Source organism: Myxococcus sp. AM009, assembly GCF_013372605.1.
GTDB classification, from domain to species: domain Bacteria; phylum Myxococcota; class Myxococcia; order Myxococcales; family Myxococcaceae; genus Myxococcus; species Myxococcus vastator.
The window spans coordinates 15187-32543 of record NZ_JABXEP010000065.1 but is presented as its reverse complement, the minus strand read 5'-3'; the positions used below and the strand labels follow the sequence as shown (position 1 = coordinate 32543).

The following is a 17357-nucleotide window of genomic DNA, read 5'->3' as shown; positions in this document are numbered from 1 at the left end:
TGAATCGGAAGTCGCATCGGAGTCCCGCGAGCGGCGCTCCGAGGCTACCACACGATTCGCGGCGAGGGGCCTGACACCCCGCTCAGCACCCACCTCAGGGCTGGCACGTCACCTGACTGTTCTCCACGGTGCAGGCGGAGCAGGTGGCCGTCTCCGTCAACACGCCCTGACGGCACTCCAACACGGCCTGGCCGTCCGCACGGCACAGCCCCGTGCCCTCGGCGCTGGACGCGCAGGCGTCCCCCGCGACGTTGTTGGACGTATCACACCGCACGGACTCCGACGTCTCACGGCAGCCCAGCGGGCCCCGGCAGGGCAGCTCACGCCAGGCGCCACCCCGGCACTCCAGCGCCAGCACCCGCTCCTGACAGACGAAGCCGCCCCCGTCGCAGTCGCCTCCCGCGCTCGGGCCACAACCAGCGAGGAGCAGAGAGCCAACCAACGGGACGAGTGCGAGAAGTGAGCGGTTCATGGGCACCAGCCAATATTTCGAGCGTCCCGTCGCCGGTCAACCACCCAGTGTCTCCTGGAAGAAACGGCGGAAGTTTCCACCCATGACGCGTTCCACCCAGGACGGTGGATGGCGGCGAAGCAGCGCCTCGGTGAGCAATGGCAACCCGGTGACATCCTTCATGCCGCGGGGGAGCGGCACCATGCCGTCGTAGTCGGAGCCCAACCCCACCCCGCCCTCCCCCATGACGTCCACGGCGTGCTCGATGTGCCGGACCACGTCATCCACGGTGTCACCGCCCAGATAGACGGGGGCGAAGATGATGCCCACCACCCCACCCCGGTCCGCGATGAAGCGCAGGGATTGGTCGGAGAGGTTGCGCCAGCCGCCGCCCGCCGCGCGAACGCCCGTGTGCGAGCAGAAGAACCGGACCGAGGGGTGGGTGAAGAGGTCCTTGAGGGTGGACTCCGAGGCATGCGCCACATCCACGCTCAGGCCCAGCCGGGCCATCTCCTCCATGACCTCCTGCCCCAGCGGCGTCAGGCCCCGGTTGCCCATCATCGGAAAGGAAGAGCCTCCCAGGTCGTTGTTGGACAGGTGGGTGAGGCCCATGAAGCGCACCCCGCGCTGGTGGAGCTCCGCCAGGCGCGCCACCTGGCCTTCAATGGCGTGCCCTCCTTCCACGCCCAGCACCGCGGACAGCCGCCCCTGGGCGAGGTTGTCCTCCAACATGGCGCCAGTGGTGGTGATGCGGGCGGCGTCCCCTGAGCGCTCACAGAATGAAGCCATCTGCTCAATCTGCCAGAGCGCCCGGGTCCACTCGCTCGCCCGGGCGTCCCGGGGCCACCCACGCCACGCGGCGAACACGGGGAAGCCTCCGATGAAGGGAAAGCCCCGGGTGACGATGGTGAAGCACTGCAGCTTCACCCCCGCCTCCCGCAGGCGGGGGAAGTCCACGTGGCCCTCTTCAGAACGTGCACACAGGTCGCGGTTCCACATGAGGGAATCCGCATGGCCGTCCGCGATGCACCACCGCTGGTGGAACTCTTTCACGTCACCCATGCGCGCAAGTCTGCCCACCCGCGTGCGCGAAACAAGCACCACCCGCGTCCCAGTGCCCACACAGAGACCCCTGCCCGGGGGACCTTGCCCCCGCCGCCCCTCAAGGCCCCGATCCGGACGTCGTCCGCGGAGGGGCCTCCGGACGCACGGAGTCCTCCCAGCGCAGCACCTCCGCCATCTGCCGGCGGCAGCGGGCGTCGCGGCGGACCTGGGTGGCCTCCCGCACGGCTTCGTTCGGGCCGTAGGCGTACCCCTGACCGGCCAACACGGCGCGCAGGGCGTCCGCCAGTTCCTGCCCGGACTGGAAGCGCTCCGAGGGCTCCCGACGCAAGAGCCGGCCGAGGATGGCCCGCATGGCCGGGGACAGTCCCTGGGTGGCGCGCTCCACATGCGCCGGGGCCAGGCACGCCATGCGCGCGGCCATCAAGGGCGCGGGCAGCCAGCTGGGCACCTCCGCCAGCAGCACCTCCGCGTCAGGCAGCGGCCCCGCGGCAAGCGCGGCCCGCTCCACGTCCTCCAAGTCCAACAGGTGCAGGCCGGTGAGCACCTCCAGCAGCACCACCCCCAGGGAGAACAGGTCCGCGCGGCCGTCCAGCGGCTTTCGCTCCAGCGCTTCCGGTGAGGCGTAGGCCAGGTCTCCCCGGACGACATGGGTCTGCGTGACGAGGCGCCCCGGCAGCTTCGCCCAGGCCATGGCGAAGTCAGACAGCTTCACATGGCCCCGCGCGTCCAGGCGCAGGCTCCGCGGCGACACGTCCCGGTGGACGATGCCCAACGGACGGCCCCGGGCGTCTTCCAGCGTATGGGCATGGTGCAGCGCATCCGCCACCTCCGCGCCCACATAGGCGGCGAACGCCTCCGAGAAGGGCCGGCGCCGCAGGGCCGCGTAGCTGATGAGCGTCTCCAGGGACTTTCCGTCCACGTGCTCCATGACGAGGTGGGGCAGGCCTTCATGCACCCGCACCAGGAACACCTGCACGATGGCCGGGTGGCTGAGCCGCATCAGCAGCTTGACCTCTTCCCGCAGACGCGCGCGGCCCTGCGCGTCTTCGACATCCTGCAAGCGCTTGATGAGCACGAGATCGCCGGGGACGCCCGCATAGTGCCGCCGGGCGAGCAGCAGCTCTCCGGAGCCCCGTGCCCCGAGGTAGCGGATCAACTCATAAGCCGTGGCCCCGGTGGTGAAGAGGATGAACGGCTTTGAAGCGGGTGGCTCTGGGGGGTGAGTGGACATCTCGGGTGATGCCTCCTGGGCAGGAAGTCCTCCCCTGGGTTGGGAAGGCGTGAGAAAACCTCACGCATCTCTCCTACCACCCACGTCCGACACACCCTTCCAACCTCCCAGCACGGATTCAGGAAAAAAAAGGAAACGGCCCCCGCCGAAGCGGAGGCCGTCCCTGAGCGGTCCGTGAGTCAACGAGCCGCCCGATGCGCTCGATGCGTTGACTACTTCTTCTTCTGCACCGGCTGCGTCACGGTCAGCTCGCGAACCACCATGTCCTCACCGTCCTGCACATACGAGGCGCGGACCTGGGCCCCCTCCTCGATGTCATCCAGCTTCAGCGGCTGGTTGTTGTGCAGGATGCGCGTCTGGTCGTTCGTCTTCAGCTCGAGCTGCTTGTTGTTGCGGGTATCGACCACGGTCAGCTCGTCGCCGCCGGTGGAGAGCACGCGGCCGCTGACACTGCTCGCGGCAGCGGTGGCACCCGCCACGCCGGAGCCACCCAGGGCCAGGTCGTCATTCAGGTCCGCCCGGCGATCAGCCTCGGCCTCGGCCAGGTCCTCGCGCTCCTCCTGTACGTCCTGCCGCGCGCTGGCGACCTCTTCCGCGGCCTCACGCTGTGTCCCAGCGATGTCCTCCTGGGCCTCCGTTTGCGTGTTGGCGATGTCCTCCCGCGCGTCCTGACGGATCTCCGCCGTCTCCTGCTGGGCCTCCATCCGAGCCTCGGCGACGTCCTGGCGCTGCGACTCGACGTTGTCGCGCTTGCTGCAGCCAGTGACGACCAGCGACATACCCGCAACCGCAGTGACCGCCATCATGAGCTTGCGCATTTGTTCCTGCTCCTTTCACGTGGAAATGGGAGAAGGTTTCCCCCTCACTCACTTGCGGCCGAGAGAGCGTTTCCCCCGGCGTTGGGCAGAAAGTGGGTGCTCCCCCCGCCCTTGAACAGGGGTTGTCCGGCGGACGCGGAGACCTTAGGGGCATACGACGGACCACGGGGCGCATGGCCGCCTGCCTGCCCTACCAGGGAACAAGGGCGGGAAATGGAGATACCGGGTACAGCCGCGCGAACGGCTAAAGACCGCCGTCCACGCCACCGTCACCGGGCACCTCGTCAGTGCCAGCGCCCGCGCACAGCGGCGCGCCCTCCCGCGCGATGCGCTCGCGCTCCTGTGCCGTCGGCATGGGCACCGGACTCCCCGGAGGCGGCATGTCCTGGAACACGTCGGCTCGCGCCTGGATTCGCGCCGCCATGCGCGCCCGGTCCAGCGACGCGCGAGCCTCGCGCGCGGAGGTCAGCCCCTGGGCGCGCCGCGACTCTCCTTGCGCCAGGAAGCCCAGCCCCAGGCCGCCCAGCAACAGCACCTCACCGGCGACTCAGGCATGGCGGCGCCCGTGCAGGTCGAGTGTGGCTTCGCGGCGGGGGACATCCAACGCGGCGGGGTCCGCCGCGGACGCCGGCAAGGCAACCATGCAGAGCGGTGCGAGCGCGATGAGCCGACGAGAAGCCACGAACATGCCCCCGAGTATACCGGTGACGGTGGCGGTCGCACGGACCGGCGAGCGCGTTGACAGCGCGGAGTCACCCTTGTAGTGCGTGCCCAGGTCCCCGTCGTCGCAAGGAGCCGTGAGGCCATGCAGGTCTGGGTCAACGGAGAGACGCGCGAGGTGCCGGAGGGCACCACCCTTTCGGCGCTGCTGGAGTCGCTTCAAGTGGGCGGCCCCGGCGTCGCCGTGGAAGTGAACGCGGAGGTGGTGCGCCGCGCGCGCCATCCCGAACACCACCTCCAGGCGGGGGACCGCGTGGAAATCGTCACCTTCGTCGGCGGCGGCTAGCCAGGAGTCCGCACATGAGCATCCAGGACAAGCCCTTCACCATCGCCGGAGTGACGTTCAGCTCCCGGCTCATCCTCGGCACGGGGAAGTACCCCAGCCACGACATCATGAAGCGCTGCCACGAGTCCTCCGGCACGGAGATGGTGACCGTGGCCGTGCGCCGCCTGGACCTCAAGGCCACGGGCGATGCGTCGCTGATGAACTGGATTGACCGCAACCGCCTGCGCCTGCTCCCCAACACGGCGCTCTGCTACACGGCGGATGACGCGGTCCGCACCTGCCGGCTCGCCGAGGAGCTGGGCATGAGCAAGTGGGTGAAGCTCGAGGTGCTCGGCGACGAGAAGACGCTCTACCCGGACGTCGAGGAGACGGTGAAGGCGGCCCGCATCCTGGTGAAGGAGGGCTTCACCGTGCTGCCCTACACCAGCGATGACCCCATCACCGCCCGCAAGCTGGAGGACGCGGGCTGCGCGGCCGTGATGCCGCTGGCGGCGCCCATCGGCAGCGGCCTGGGCATCCGCAATCCGCACAACATCCGCCTCATCCTGGAGACGGTGAAGGTCCCCGTCATCGTGGACGCGGGCGTGGGCACGGCGTCCGACGCGGCCATCGCCATGGAGCTGGGCGTGGAGGCGGTGCTGATGAACACCGCCATCGCCGGCGCGCAGGACCCGGTGCGCATGGCCGTGGCCATGAAGAAGGCGGTGGAGGCCGGCCGCGACGCGTACCTGGCGGGCCGCATCCCGCGAAAGGCCTATGGCTCCGCGTCCAGCCCGATTGAAGGGCTCGTCCACCACTGACGGCCGGGTGCGCACGGTGGTGCCTTCCCCCCTTCCCCGGCTCGTCGTCATCACCGACTGGCGCCTGCCGTCCGAACGGCTGAGGTGGGCGCTCGCCCGGGCGCTCGACGCCGGGCCCGAGGTGGCCGTCCAGCACCGCCACCCCGAGGCCGCCGGGCGTCGCTTCCTTGAAGAGGCGCGGGAGCTGGCCGCGCTGTGCCTCCCGCGTGGCAACCCGCTCTTCATCAACGGGCGGGTCGACGTGGCGCTGCTCGTCGGCGCCCATGTCCACCTCCCCGCCCATGGCCCTTCCCCCGTGGACGTCCGCCCACACCTTCCCGCCGGGAGGTGGATCAGCGCCGCGGTCCATGACGTGGCGGAGGCCCATGCGGCCCGAGGCGCGGACCTCGCCCTGGTGAGCCCGGTGTTCGCTCCCGGCTCCAAGCCAGGGGACACGCGGCCTCCCCTCGGGCTGGAGGGGTTCAGCGCCCTGGCCGCGACGTTGCCCTGCCCCGCGCTGGCCCTTGGCGGCATCACCCCCGCGCGCGCGGTGACGCTGCCAGACGCGGCGGGCTTCGCGGTCATCTCGTCCGTCCTGGAGGCCGACGATCCCACGGCGGCGGCGCGGAGCCTGCTGGCCGCGTGCGCCGGGCGGGCTATGCTGCGCGCCCCGTGAGATCCATTCCCGCTGCCGCAGCGCTGCGCCCCCTCGCCATGGGGGAGATGATCGACCGTGCCGCCACCTTCTGGCGCTCCCACCTGAAGCCCCTCTTCCTGCTGAGCTTCGGCTTCACGCTGGTGAACTACATCATGACCAAGGCGACGCTGGTGATGGGCCAGCGGGTGGCGCCCCTGTTCTACATGGGGAACGCGGAGGCGCGCGCCCAGCTGGACCCGGCGGTCATGCTGCCGCAAGCGAGCATCACCATGGCGCTGTGGATGGGCCTGTTCCTGTTCCTCGTCTGGACGTACTGGCTGGCCACCGTGGCCGCGTCCCGCTACGTCCTCGCCTCCCAGATGGGAGAGCCGGTCCGCCCCGCGGAGGCCCTGCGCCGGAGCTTCTCGCGGCTGGGCACGCTGACCGGGGTGTATCTGCTGTCGCTCGGCTGGTCCACGCTGGTGACGGTGGCGCTCATGCTGCCCGGGCTCATCCTCGCGGTCATCGGCATCGCCGTCGGAGCGACCTCGGGCTCCAACACCCTGGCCGTCGTGCTGGGCGTGGCCGGTGCGTTGCTCGCGAGCCTGGGCCTGCTGGCCGCGGCGCTCTGGTACATGCTGCGCTTCCTGCTGGTGCCCCCGGTGCTGGCCATGGAGGACCTGGGCGCCTGGGAGACCTTCCGGCGCTCTGGTCAGCTCCTGTCGGGCCGCGTGGAGCCGGGCTTCATGGGACGGGTGATGGTGCGGGCGATGATTCTCTTCACCGTGGTGAGCCTCATCCTCATCTCCGTCCAGCTCGTCTCCGGGTTGCCGTCGTGGCTGGCGATGATGCCCTATGGCAGCCCCTTCGATCCGGGGACCATGGCCCGCACGCCGCAGCTGCTGTTGGTGCCCGTGGAGCTGCTGCAGACGGTGGCGCAGTCCTTCTTCACGCCCATCAACTTCGTCTTCTGCGCGCTCTTCTACCTGGACATGCGCGTGCGCCGCGAAGCCCTGGATTTGGAGCACCAGCTCAACGCGATGACGCCCGTCGTCTGACGGCGCCCCCTGGACTCCTCCGTGCCGAGCCTGCCCCTCCTCCTGCTGCTGGCCTCCCTGCCCTGCGCCGAGCGCGAGGACCTCGCCCTGGACCTGCGCGAGACGGCCGAACACCGCCCAGCCGGGTTCGCCGATGAAGTGAGCACGCTGGCAGCACGCCTGGGCGGAATCCCGCTGCCTCCCGCCCAGGACGGGGTCACCCCGCCCGAGCGCGCGGAGCAGCTCGCCCGCTTCCTGAAAGAGGCCTGTGACGTCCAGGCGCTGGCGAACAGCCCCAGCGCCGCCCCGCCCCCACCGACAGAGCCCGAGCGGCTGGAGGCCATCCTCGACCGGCCCGAGTTCGCCCGCGCACGCCAGCGGCACGGCGATGCCTTGAAGCGCATCATGCGGGAGGTGACGGCGTGGCTGGAGGGCCTCTTCGAATCGAGGGAGGCCCAAGGCTTCGCGGTGGCCACGCGCGCGGTGATGCTGGGGCTGGCGCTCGCGCTCATCCTGTGGGGCGTGCTCCGGCTCCGCGCGAGGCGTGGACGGACGGCGGCGCGGGCCTCCGCCGCCTCCGGCGCAATCGCGGAGCCGCTGGTCCTGGACTCTCCGGCGGAGCACCTGCGCAGGGCCCGAGCGGCGCTCTCCACCGATGCGCGCGAGGCCATCCGGGAAGGACTGCTGAGCCTGCTGTCCTCACTGGAGCAGCAACGGCTGGCCCGGCCAGACCGGGTGCGGACGAACCGTGAGCTGGCGGCGGAGCTGCCAGGCCGCGGCGCGCCCGCGACGCTGGTGCGCGAGGTGGAGCGGCTCATGGGCTGGTACGACCGGACCTTCTATTCGCTCGCGCCGGTGGCGCAGGAAGAAGCCGCCCGCTTCGTCACCGAAGTCGAATCGCTGAACGGAACCCTGGCGACGGAGGGCGCGCGGTGACGAACACCCGGGCCATCGTCTTCTTCGGAGTGCTCATCGCGCTGGCCCTGGCGGTGGGCCTGTCCACGCGCACGGACGCACCCGACTCGCCGGTGCCCACCGTGGAGAACACGGCGCCGCAGGGGGCTCGCGCGCTCTATCTGTACCTCCGCGAAGGGGGCCGGGCCGTGGACACGCAGCTTTCGCCGCTCGAAGCCCTTCCCCCTGGCACGCGAACCCTGGTGCTGGCGGCGCCCGAGGGCCGGGCCGTGTCGCCGGAAGAAGTCACCGAGCTGGAGCGCTTCGTCACGGAGGGCGGGACGCTCGTGTACCTGTCGCCCCGCGAGCTGGGGCAACATCAGGCCGCGCTCGAGGCGTGGCTGCATCTGGAGTCCGGGCTGATGATGCCCGCGAGCAGCCGCGGCCTGGACTCGACGTTGTCCGACGTGGGCGGGACCACCGTGGATGTGTGGCTGCCCGTGGGCCCCCTGCACGGACTCTCCCGGCTTCGAGTCTCCCAGGGCCGGGGCCTGCGCATGGACCACGAAGACGCCGTGCCCGTCGCTGGCCTGGGCGGCGCGGTGGCGGTGTGGCGCAGGGCCGTGGGCAAGGGCGAGGTGTACGTGCTGGCCGGTTCGGACCTGCTGGAGAACCGGCGCCTGGAGCTGCTGGACAACCTGCGCTTCTGGGAAGCGCTGGCCGCCCGCGGGCCCCTGCTGTTCGACGAGTACCACCACCAGCTCGCGCCGCCGCCCCCCTTCTCCCGCGGCATCTGGGTCTTCGCGGCGCAGGTGCTGGCGGTGGGACTGCTCTACGTCGTGGCGCGAGGCACACGCTTCGGCGCCCCGCGCCCGCTGCGCGTGGAGCGGCACCGGTCCGCGCTGGAGTACGTGCGCAGCATGGGCTGGCTCATGCGCCGCGCGAAGGTGGAGAAGGAGCTGCTGCCGGAGTTGGACCAGGCCCTGCGCCAGCAACTGCAGGAGCGACTGGGCATCCCCCTGAGCCTGTCGGACGCGGACGCCGCGCGCCTGATGGAACAGGACGGAGGCGTCCAGGCCACCGAGTACCTGGAGGCGAAGGCCGACCTCACGCGAACCCACGCGCAGCCCACCGTGGCACCGGCGGACTACGCGCGGGTGGCCCGCCGCTACGCCCACCTGGAGCGGGCGCTGGCGGGCCGCGAAGCCCGCGCCTAGGCGGGCGGAACGTCAGAGCTCCTTGCCGTCCGCCATGAGCGCCGCGCCAACATGGTGGCGAATCTCGTCCACGCGCGCGTCCCAGCTCTCGTTGAAGATGCGCTCGGCGCGCTCGCGGTTCGGACCGGGCTTGTCCGCCAGGCACTCGTCCACCTTGCGCACGAAGTCCTCGGTGTCCTTCGCAATCTTGCAGAGCCCCACCTTGCGCACCTCCGGCAGGTCCGTGGACACCACGGGCAGGCCGGACGCCAGGTACTCACGCACCTTGAGCGGGTTGGCGTTGAGCGTCAGCTCGCTGACCTTGAACGGCATCAGCGCCACGTCGAACGCCTTGCTGTAGCCGGGCAGGTCCGCGTACGGCTTGCGGCCCAGCATGTGGATGTTCGGCTCGGCGCGCAGCGCGGAGTCGTCACAGTCCGGCGTCGTCTTGCCGATGATGACCACCGAGCCCTCCGGGTGGGCGCGGGCCGTGGCGATGAGGGCCTCCTGGTCCACCCAGTCCGCCACCAGCCCGAAGAAGCCGATGATGGGCTTGGGCAGACGGGCGATGTCCGGGGGAATCGTCGTGGCCGGGTCGCACGCCTTCACGAAGTGGGTGAAGTCGGTGCCATGCCGCACCAGCACCGTGCGCGGATTGACGCGGGCCTTGTTCTCACGCAGCCGCTCCGCGGAGGTGATGCAGAGGTCGGCGCGCTTGAGCAGCCGCTCCTCCAGCTCCGCGATGTGGCGGCCGTTGGTGTCGCTGAAGGCGGAGAACTCGTCCACGCAGTGGTAGATGACGAACTCCTCGCCCAGCGTGCCAGACACCGGCGCGGACGCGGGCAGGAAGCTCCAGGAGATGGGCTTCTGGAAGCCCAGCTGCTTCATCGCCCGCAGCACCTGGAGCCGCAGCAAGCGCCGGTTGGCGCCACGCACCAGCTCCGAGCCATAGAAGGGAATGGCCAGCGGCGACAGGACGTGGATGTTGGGCTCCACCTCGCGGACGCCTTCGGTGAAGCGGCCCAGCTTGTCGAAGATGCGCTTCACGTCATGCGCGTTGGCCTTCGGCGCGCGGTTGCCAATGCTGTTCACCCAGAGGACGCGGTTCTCCCGGGAGAGAATCCGCATGATGTGGACCTTCGACAGCGGATCCCCATCCCAGTCGTTGGAGAACACCACCAGGTCACGTCCGCGCAGCGTCCTGCGCGCGAGGTCCAGCTCATCACTGCGCCGCATGTCTCGTCTCCCCCAGGCCTGAACCTTGTTCGTGTGACGACTTCAAAGCGTTGTTGGAGGACAGCTCCCCGTACAGCGCGAGCAGCTCCGGCCCCGCATCCACCTGGGGCACATGCATGGGCCCTGCCGCCACGGCCTCGCGAATCACCCGCGCCAGCTCCCCGGCATTGCCCGCGGCGAACACGCGGGTGGGCTCGGGCCGGACACAGACATCACTGGCCACGCAGGGCACGCCCAGCGTCAGCGCCTCCCTCACGGAGATGGAGTCTCCGTCATGGGTGGTGGGCCGCACGAAAGCGTCGCTGCGCGCGATGAGCCCCAGCGCAGCGGAGTGCTCGAGCTCCCCCAACACCTCCAAATGGCCCGCCACGCGCGCCTCACGGACGTCGCGGATGAACGCCTCGGACTCCAGGCCCGGACCGAAGAGCGCCAGCCCCACGTCCGGCCACGTCCGCGCCAGCTCGCGCAAGGCCCGGAACATCAACGTGCGTCCGTAGACGGGCGATGGATGGTGCGCCATGGACAGCAGCACCCGCCGCCGGGAACGCGCGGCCTCCACCGCAGCCGGAACAGGCCCTGGCCGCACCTGCGAGGCGCAGAAGGCCGGGAGCACGTCAATCTTCTCCTCTGGCACGCCGCAGCCCACCAGCGCGGACCGCACGGCTTCGGACACGGCGACCACCCGCGCGTAGCCCGCCAGCGCCACGCGCGCGAGGCTCCGCCGCGTGCTGGACGCGGCGAGGTAGTCCGGCAGCAGTCCGGAGTGGAGGGTGATGACCCGGGGAGACCTCGGCCCGGGCAGGCCCCCCACCATCCCCGCCAGCACCCAGGACTTCGGGTTGTTGCCGCTGGTGTGGAGGTGAATCGTCCACCCGGTGGCGACGTGCCGCGCGAGCCGCAGGGCGAGCGGAGCGGCGCCGCGAGCCGGGATGACGTCCGGAGCCGGCCGGCCACCCTTCCCGATATCGAGCACCTTCACGTCGACCCCGCGGCCGCGCAGGGAGCCATGAAGCTGTTGAACATGAACCGCGACGCCGCCATGCGGCGGCGGGTAGTCCCCAACGAGGAGCACGCGCATCGATGTGGCTCCCGCGGACTACTGGCGCAGCGTGGAAGACGACGGCACCGCCACCAGCGGCACGCGGGGAGGCTCCTGCCCCATCTCCCGCTGGTACGTCCCTATCGGGTCCGGGTCCTGCCGGATGACCCTCGCGGGCACCCCCGCCACCACCGTGCCCGGCGCCACGTCCTTCACCACCACCGCGTTGGCGCCAATGACGGCGAAGTCCCCGATGCGGATGTTGCCCAGGATCTTCGCGCCCGCGCCCATGCGCACGTAGTCACCGATGACGGGAGCGCCCTCGATGCCCGAGCGCCCGCCAATGGTCACCTGCTGCGAGATGAGACAGTGGCGTCCAATCCGCGCGGCCCTGTGGATGACCACGCCGATGCCGCCGTAGCCCAGCTGCGTCCCCTCGCCGATCTCCGCGTCCTCGGGGATGTGCGAGCTGTGCAGATAGTAGATGGCCTTGCGCAGCACGGCTGGCAGCAGGGGAACCCCCCGCTTCTTCAGCCCGCGCGCGAGCCGGTAGAACGTCATCGCGTCGACACCCATCACGCCTCCCAAACCCCGTGTTCCGACACGCACCAAACTAAGTACCCCCCCGCGGGGAGGGAAGTGCCCTACCCCGCCCTTCGCGCCCGCAGCCCCGCGATCAGGCTGAGCGGCCTCACCCCCGTGAAGTGCAGCACCACCAGGTATCCGGTGAAGAACAGCGTCCCGGCCACCGCCAGCGGCAGCACGCGCCACAAGAAGCCCGTGGGCAGGTGCGCCCAGGCCCCGTGGGCACCGGCCCGCAGGACGAACACCGCCGCCGCCGCCGCGCACGCCGCCAGCGTCGCCTTGCCCAGCGACTGCCAGGGAATCACATCCGCCACACTCAGCTTCCGCGCCGGCGTGGACAGCGCCGCGGGCACCCGGGCCAGCAGCATGGCCTTGCCCACCACCTCCGCCACCGCCCACGAGCCGATGCCGCCCATGAGCCCGAAGTGCTTCACACCCAGCCACACCAGCGGCACCGTCACCGCCGCCTTCACCGCGTAGGACGCGAAGATGGCCCGCGTCTGCCCCCGGGCGCGCAGCGTCCCGTCCATGGGGAGGATGGAGAGCACCACGCCCAGCACGCTGATGCGGAAGACGGGCACCGCGGGCAGGAACTTCTCACCGAACATCGCCCCGATGAACTCCGGCGCCGCCGAGAAGAGGAACGCAGCGAAGGGCAGGAAGAAGTAGGCCAGCTTCCCGGCCGCTTCACGGAAGGCCTCCACGCCTTCCTCCAGGCGGCCCTCGCGCTCCAGCTCGCCCAGCCGCACCATCAGCACCTCGCTGGTGGGCGTGTACAGCAGGTCCACCACCGGCAGCTGGAAGCAGCCGACGCGGTAGAGCGCGTACAGCGCCGGCGCCACCGCGCCCGCCACCGCGTACAGGTGCGCGTTCTGTTGGGGGATGGCCAACAGCATGGCCGCGCCGAACGGCGCCGCGTAGGTCAACTGCTCGCGGAAGCGCTGGCCATCCACCAAGGGCCCGGCGGCACCGCGCAGCGACACCACCCACGTCGCCAGGTAGCGAAGCGCCGCGAAGGCCGCCACCGCCATCATCATTCCGTAGAGCGAGGCCCCCAGGAGCGGCGGCACCACCATCACCGAGGCCCGCACCGCGTCCGACACCAGATACACCACCGCGGACGCCTTCGTGCGGCCCTGCGAGGTGAGGGACACCTCCAGCGGGAAGCTCCCCAGCAGGAAGGCGGTGTACGCGGCCAGGGGCAGGCGGTACTCGGCCAGCGCGGGGTTGGAGAACCAACCCGCCACATGCCCGAGCAGCGCCCACACCGCGCCCGCGCCCACCAGGCCCATGGCGGACATGAACAGCAGCGTCTGTCCCAGGAAGGGCCGCTTCGCGTCCGTGCGAGGCAGGAAGTAGTAGAGGCTCTGCACCACGCCGAACGGCAGGACGTAGTAGAGCGTCGTGGCGATGAGGAACAGCTGGTAGTACGTCCCGTAGTCGTCCAGGTTCAGCACCCGGGCGAGCACGAGGGGAATGGACAGCGTCAGCCCGGCGGTGAACAGCCGGGCCAACACCAACGGGCCGGCGCGCCCGAGGAACGAGCCCCCGGACGCGGCCGACGTGGAACTTCCGCTCACGGAGCCTCCTGGAGGGTCGTGGCGGTCTCCGGACCCACCACGATTTCGTTACTGTTCGCTGGGTTGGGGCTCACCCGCGCCGGGGCACTGCTCAACTGGTTTCCCCCGGCGGGGGCACTGATGAAATGGGGGCGCTTCCCCGGCACCGGGCTGCTCATGCCCAGCACCCCGAAGCAGTCGTCCAACTGGCAGCCGGTGAGCGACGACGAGTAGTCGCCGAGCATGCCCAGGCTGAAGTTCTCCCACAGCACCTTGCGCTTGAGGGTGAACGGGTCGCCGCCGATGCGGTTGGGCATGTCCTCCGTGGTGACACCGGAACGGAAGCCGTTGGCCGACAGCACGCGGATGACCTCGTCCGAGTACCAGCCGTTGCAGTAGGCGAAGTCGCGCACGGTGATGCCCACCTCGCGCTCGATGGCGCGCTTGGACTCCAGGATTTCGCGCTCCACGACTTCCTGCGGCTCCAGCGTCAGCACCGTGTGGCCCAGCGTGTGCGCGCCGAACTCGAAGCCGTCGCGCGCCATGCGGCGCACCTCGTCCCAGTTCATGACGTCGCCCTGCTCCGGCACCAGGTCCGCGCCGCCGCCGAGCTGCTGCTCCAGCGCGTCGATGATCTCCGTCAGCACGCGCGTGGGGTGCTCGCCGATGAAGTCGTCCAGCGACGCCGACACCGTCTTCTGTCCAGAGAGGATGGGCCCCAGCAGCTGCAGCGCGGGCGCGGGCAGCGAGTCATAGAACGGCCGGAAGCGGCGCTCCTGGACCCGGCGAAGCAGGTGGAACAGCCGGTCGTGGTTGAAGCGCTTGTCGGTGTTGATGAACGCCGTGGGCAGATAGGTGATGGCCGGAACGCCCATCTCCTTGAGCACCGGATAGGCATGCCGGTAGACGTCCCGGTAACCATCGTCGAACGTCACGACGCACAGGTCCTTCTTCGCCACCCGGCGGCCATGCATGACGTCCACCGCGTCACCGATGGAGGCCAGCTCGAAGCCCGCCGCGTGCGCCTCCTCCAGATGCCGGCGGAAGGTCTCCTGGGAGATGAGCAGCCCGGGAATCGAGCGCTGCAGCTCCCCGGTGAAGTCGCTCACCACGCGGTGGTAGCTCACGATGAGGATGCGCCTCCCGCCGGACTGGGAGCGCCGATACGCGGCCATCGCCCGCCGCATCCCGCTGTAGTGGATCATCCCCGCCGCCGCCGCCTTGACCGCTCTTCGCAACACCTTACCCGTCGCCATTCACGCCCTCCGCGCGGACCTGCTGCGTCCGCCTCGCATGCCCGCGCACCGTTGCAGGGGAGGTGCCAGGAGGTTGGGCACCCAGGGCCGGGCAGTCGAGAGGGCCGTCCGGCCGAACGGCTCGCCTGGTGAGCAGTGGACGTTCCCCTCCGTGGAACCCTGGAGGCCCCCGGCGGGCACCTGCGACCACATGGGGAGGAAATCCTTTCCTCCCCCCAGGCTCGCCCTTTCTCCGTCCAGGCCACCACCTTGGGTTTCACTGGTGGACGTTCTGGTTTCCGGATACGAACGCCCCCGCCGATGCCTCCCCTCTCCGCCGCCCCCGCGCTTGCCCTGCATGACGTCAGCAAGCGGTATGGCCGCCGGTGGGCCCTGGCGCGTCTCACGTACGCGCTCCCCGCCGGACGCTCGCTGCTGCTCACCGGCCACAACGGCTCCGGGAAGACGACCCTGCTGCGCCTGCTGGCCACCGCCCTGAGCCCCACCGCGGGCCGGGTGGAGGTGCTCGGTCGCGACGCGGTGGTGGAGCGCGACGCGGTGCGCCGTGACGTGGCGCTGCTGTCGCACGCCAGCTTCCTCTATGAGGACCTCACCGCGCACCAGAACCTCACGGTGCTGGCCCGGCTCCTGGGGCTGCCCTCGCCCGCGGACGCCGCCAACGCGGAGCTGACCCGGGTGGGGCTCAACCGCCGCTCCGACAGCCCGGTCCGCGGCTTCAGCGCCGGCATGCGCAAGCGCCTGGCCATTGCCCGCCTGCTGCTCAAGGCGCCGTCCATCGCGCTGCTCGACGAGCCCTTCGGCGAGCTGGACCCCGCGGGCATCCGCGACATGGAGGCCATCATCGCCCAGCTCAAGGCCAGCGGCGCCACCGTCATCCTGGCCACCCACCTCGTCGAGCAAGGCCTGACGCTGTGTGAAGAGCGGCTTCACCTGCAGGAAGGCCGGGCGGTGGCGGCATGAGCGCCTCGCGTCCCCGCCCCATCGGCCTGTTGACGGCGACCCTGGCGCTGCTGCGCAAGGACCTGCTCATCGAGTGGCGCACCCGCGCGCGCCTCAACGCCATCATCTTCTTCGCGCTGGCCACGCTGCTGATGTTCTCCTTCGCGCTGGGCCCCGACACGAAGCTGCTGGAGAAGAACGCCGGCGGCTACTTCTGGCTGGCCATCCTCTTCGCCAGCGTGCTCGCCCTGGGCGAGTCGTTCCGCGTCGAGTCGGAGAACGCGTGCATGGACGGCATCCGGCTGGCGCCCGCGGATGCCCGCGCCATCTTTCTGTCCAAGGCCCTGGGCAACACCCTGCTGCTGACGGCCCTGGGCGCCCTGCTGGTGCCCGTCATGGTGGCCCTGTACGGGGTGCGCATCGTCACCAGCGTGGTGGACCTGGGGCTCATCCTCCTGCTCGGCAGCCTGGCCTTGAGCGCCCCTGGGACCGTCTACGCCGCGATTTCGAGCAATGCCCGGGCACGGGATGTGCTCCTGCCTTTGCTATTGTTCCCGCTGGTCATCCCCGCCCTCCTCTCCGCGGCCAAGGCGACCACGCTCGTACTTCAGGGAGACCCCATGAATCAGTTTGGCTCATGGCTGGGGCTTTTAGGCGGATTCAATCTGATTTATTGGGGCGTAGGCTTCTTGCTGTTCCCGCGGATCATCGAGGACTGACGGATGGGAAAGTTCATCAAGTGGGGCCTGCCGGCGCTGGCGCTGGTCGTTCTCGCCGCGGGGTGGTGGCTGGGACTGGCGTGGGCACCGCCGGACCGTGAGATGGGCGACGTGCAGCGCATCATGTACGTCCACGTCCCGCTCCAGTGGGTGGCCATGGTGGCCATGGCCATCAACTTCGTGGTGGCCATCGGCTACCTCATGAAGGCGAGCTGGAAGCTGGATGCCACCGCGGAGGCCTCCGCGGAGATTGGCCTGGTGCTAGGCACCGCGGGGATGATCACCGGCGCCATCTGGGGCCGGCCGACCTGGGGCGTCTACTGGTCGTGGGATCCGCGCTTGACCTCGCAGGCCATCATGCTGGTGACGTACACCGGTTACCTGGTGCTGCGGCGCTTCGTGGAGGACCCGGAGAAGCGCGCGACCTGGAGCGCGGTGGTGGCCATCATCGGCGCCATCAACCTGCCCATCGTCTGGTTCTCCGTGCGGTGGTGGCGCAGCCTGCACCAGGTGCAGTCCACGCCGAAGACGGTGGACCCGGAGATGACGCTGGCCCTGCGCGTGTCGGCGTTCGGCATGCTGTTCCTCACGCTCTGGTTCCTGGTGCAGCGCTACCGCCAGGCCCTGGCGGAGCGCCAGGCGGAGGTGGCCCTGCCGGACGCGCTGCCGTCGGACCTCGCCGCCGCGGGTGGCGCCAACTCCTCGAGGGTGGCCTGACCATGATGACGCTTTCCACGCAGTGGCTGTGGCTCCTCGCGGCGGCGCCCGGACAGGTCGGCAGCGGCCGCATCGTCGGCGGCTGGGGCTATGTCTGGGCCTGCTACGGCATTACAGTCGCCATGCTCGTTCTCTACGCTGTGTCCCTGTGGGTTCGTCGGCCCAAGGCACTTACCGACGCCAAGGAGTGAGT

20 protein-coding genes are annotated in these 17357 nt (G+C 70.2%); 10 read left to right on the top strand and 10 right to left on the bottom strand.

Annotated elements, in window-relative coordinates:
- Positions 1–94 precede the first annotated feature (94 nt).
- The 5 genes from HV824_RS17850 to HV824_RS37430 form a co-directional block, all read right to left on the bottom strand.
- A complete protein-coding gene (locus tag HV824_RS17850) occupies positions 95–472 on the bottom strand; it encodes a hypothetical protein (RefSeq protein ID WP_217917503.1) in 378 nt (125 codons plus the stop codon).
- 36 nt (positions 473–508) lie between these two features.
- Positions 509–1513: a dipeptidase gene (locus tag HV824_RS17845; protein WP_176423840.1), complete on the bottom strand. Its 1005-nt coding sequence runs from the start codon at positions 1511–1513 to the stop codon at positions 509–511.
- Between the two features lie 100 nt (positions 1514–1613).
- Positions 1614–2747: a serine/threonine-protein kinase gene (locus tag HV824_RS17840; protein ID WP_176423839.1), complete on the bottom strand. Its 1134-nt coding sequence runs from the start codon at positions 2745–2747 to the stop codon at positions 1614–1616.
- A gap of 212 nt (positions 2748–2959) precedes the next feature.
- On the bottom strand, positions 2960–3565 hold the full coding sequence (locus HV824_RS17835) for a hypothetical protein (protein WP_176419324.1): 606 nt from the start codon (positions 3563–3565) through the stop codon (positions 2960–2962).
- Between the two features lie 244 nt (positions 3566–3809).
- On the bottom strand, positions 3810–4100 hold the full coding sequence (locus tag HV824_RS37430) for a hypothetical protein (protein ID WP_255208122.1): 291 nt from the start codon (positions 4098–4100) through the stop codon (positions 3810–3812).
- 270 nt (positions 4101–4370) lie between these two features.
- Here HV824_RS37430 and thiS point away from each other — a divergent pair, with 270 nt between their 5' ends.
- From thiS to HV824_RS17800, 6 genes are read left to right on the top strand one after another with little or no spacing between them, the layout of a single operon-like run.
- Positions 4371–4571: a sulfur carrier protein ThiS gene (gene thiS, locus HV824_RS17825; RefSeq protein WP_140791124.1), complete on the top strand. Its 201-nt coding sequence runs from the start codon at positions 4371–4373 to the stop codon at positions 4569–4571.
- A 14-nt stretch (positions 4572–4585) separates the two neighbouring features.
- Positions 4586–5371 carry a thiazole synthase gene (locus tag HV824_RS17820; protein WP_176419323.1) on the top strand — a complete coding sequence of 262 codons (786 nt, stop codon included), beginning with the start codon at positions 4586–4588 and terminating at the stop codon, positions 5369–5371.
- A gap of 16 nt (positions 5372–5387) precedes the next feature.
- Positions 5388–6026, top strand: coding sequence for a thiamine phosphate synthase (locus tag HV824_RS17815; RefSeq protein WP_176423838.1), 639 nt, complete (start codon positions 5388–5390; stop codon positions 6024–6026).
- Positions 6027–6073: 47 nt separating this feature from the next.
- On the top strand, positions 6074–7045 hold the full coding sequence (locus tag HV824_RS17810; protein ID WP_217917501.1) for a hypothetical protein: 972 nt from the start codon (positions 6074–6076) through the stop codon (positions 7043–7045).
- A 21-nt stretch (positions 7046–7066) separates the two neighbouring features.
- Entirely contained in the window at positions 7067–7960 is an 894-nt protein-coding gene (locus HV824_RS17805; protein ID WP_176423836.1) for a DUF4129 domain-containing protein, read from the top strand.
- A complete protein-coding gene (locus tag HV824_RS17800; RefSeq protein ID WP_176423835.1) occupies positions 7957–9135 on the top strand; it encodes a DUF4350 domain-containing protein in 1179 nt (392 codons plus the stop codon). Before HV824_RS17805 ends, HV824_RS17800 begins: the two co-directional genes overlap by 4 nt.
- 12 nt (positions 9136–9147) lie before the next feature.
- Here HV824_RS17800 and exoP read toward each other — a convergent pair whose 3' ends face one another.
- The 5 genes from exoP to exoL form a co-directional block, all read right to left on the bottom strand.
- Positions 9148–10350: a spore coat polysaccharide biosynthesis glycosyltransferase ExoP gene (gene exoP / locus HV824_RS17795; RefSeq protein ID WP_176419318.1), complete on the bottom strand. Its 1203-nt coding sequence runs from the start codon at positions 10348–10350 to the stop codon at positions 9148–9150.
- Complete coding sequence (exoO, locus tag HV824_RS17790; protein ID WP_176423834.1) at positions 10337–11428, bottom strand: spore coat polysaccharide biosynthesis glycosyltransferase ExoO; 1092 nt, start codon at positions 11426–11428, stop codon at positions 10337–10339. The genes exoP and exoO overlap by 14 nt, the downstream gene beginning before the upstream one ends.
- A gap of 18 nt (positions 11429–11446) precedes the next feature.
- The gene (locus HV824_RS17785; protein ID WP_176419316.1) at positions 11447–11965 is read right to left on the bottom strand and encodes a serine O-acetyltransferase; all 519 of its coding nucleotides are present in this window, start codon (positions 11963–11965) and stop codon (positions 11447–11449) included.
- A gap of 68 nt (positions 11966–12033) precedes the next feature.
- Complete coding sequence (exoM, locus tag HV824_RS17780; protein ID WP_176423833.1) at positions 12034–13554, bottom strand: spore coat polysaccharide flippase ExoM; 1521 nt, start codon at positions 13552–13554, stop codon at positions 12034–12036.
- On the bottom strand, positions 13551–14708 hold the full coding sequence (gene exoL, locus HV824_RS17775; protein WP_176419345.1) for a spore coat polysaccharide deacetylase ExoL: 1158 nt from the start codon (positions 14706–14708) through the stop codon (positions 13551–13553). The genes exoM and exoL overlap by 4 nt, the downstream gene beginning before the upstream one ends.
- Before the next feature lie 381 nt (positions 14709–15089).
- On the opposite strand from exoL, the gene ccmA reads away from it, so the two are divergent.
- Genes ccmA through ccmD form a run of 4 tightly spaced genes read left to right on the top strand, consistent with a single transcriptional unit; the run spans position 15090 to position 17355 of the window.
- On the top strand, positions 15090–15749 hold the full coding sequence (gene ccmA, locus HV824_RS17770) for a heme ABC exporter ATP-binding protein CcmA (RefSeq protein WP_176419314.1): 660 nt from the start codon (positions 15090–15092) through the stop codon (positions 15747–15749).
- Positions 15746–16447 (top strand): heme exporter protein CcmB, encoded by a 702-nt coding sequence (locus HV824_RS17765; protein WP_163786002.1) that lies wholly within the window; start codon positions 15746–15748, stop codon positions 16445–16447. The genes ccmA and HV824_RS17765 overlap by 4 nt, the downstream gene beginning before the upstream one ends.
- A 3-nt stretch (positions 16448–16450) precedes the next feature.
- Entirely contained in the window at positions 16451–17164 is a 714-nt protein-coding gene (ccsA, locus tag HV824_RS17760) for a cytochrome c biogenesis protein CcsA (RefSeq protein ID WP_176419312.1), read from the top strand.
- 2 nt (positions 17165–17166) lie between these two features.
- Positions 17167–17355 (top strand): heme exporter protein CcmD, encoded by a 189-nt coding sequence (ccmD, locus tag HV824_RS17755; protein WP_176419311.1) that lies wholly within the window; start codon positions 17167–17169, stop codon positions 17353–17355.
- The last annotated feature ends 2 nt before the right edge of the window (positions 17356–17357 follow it).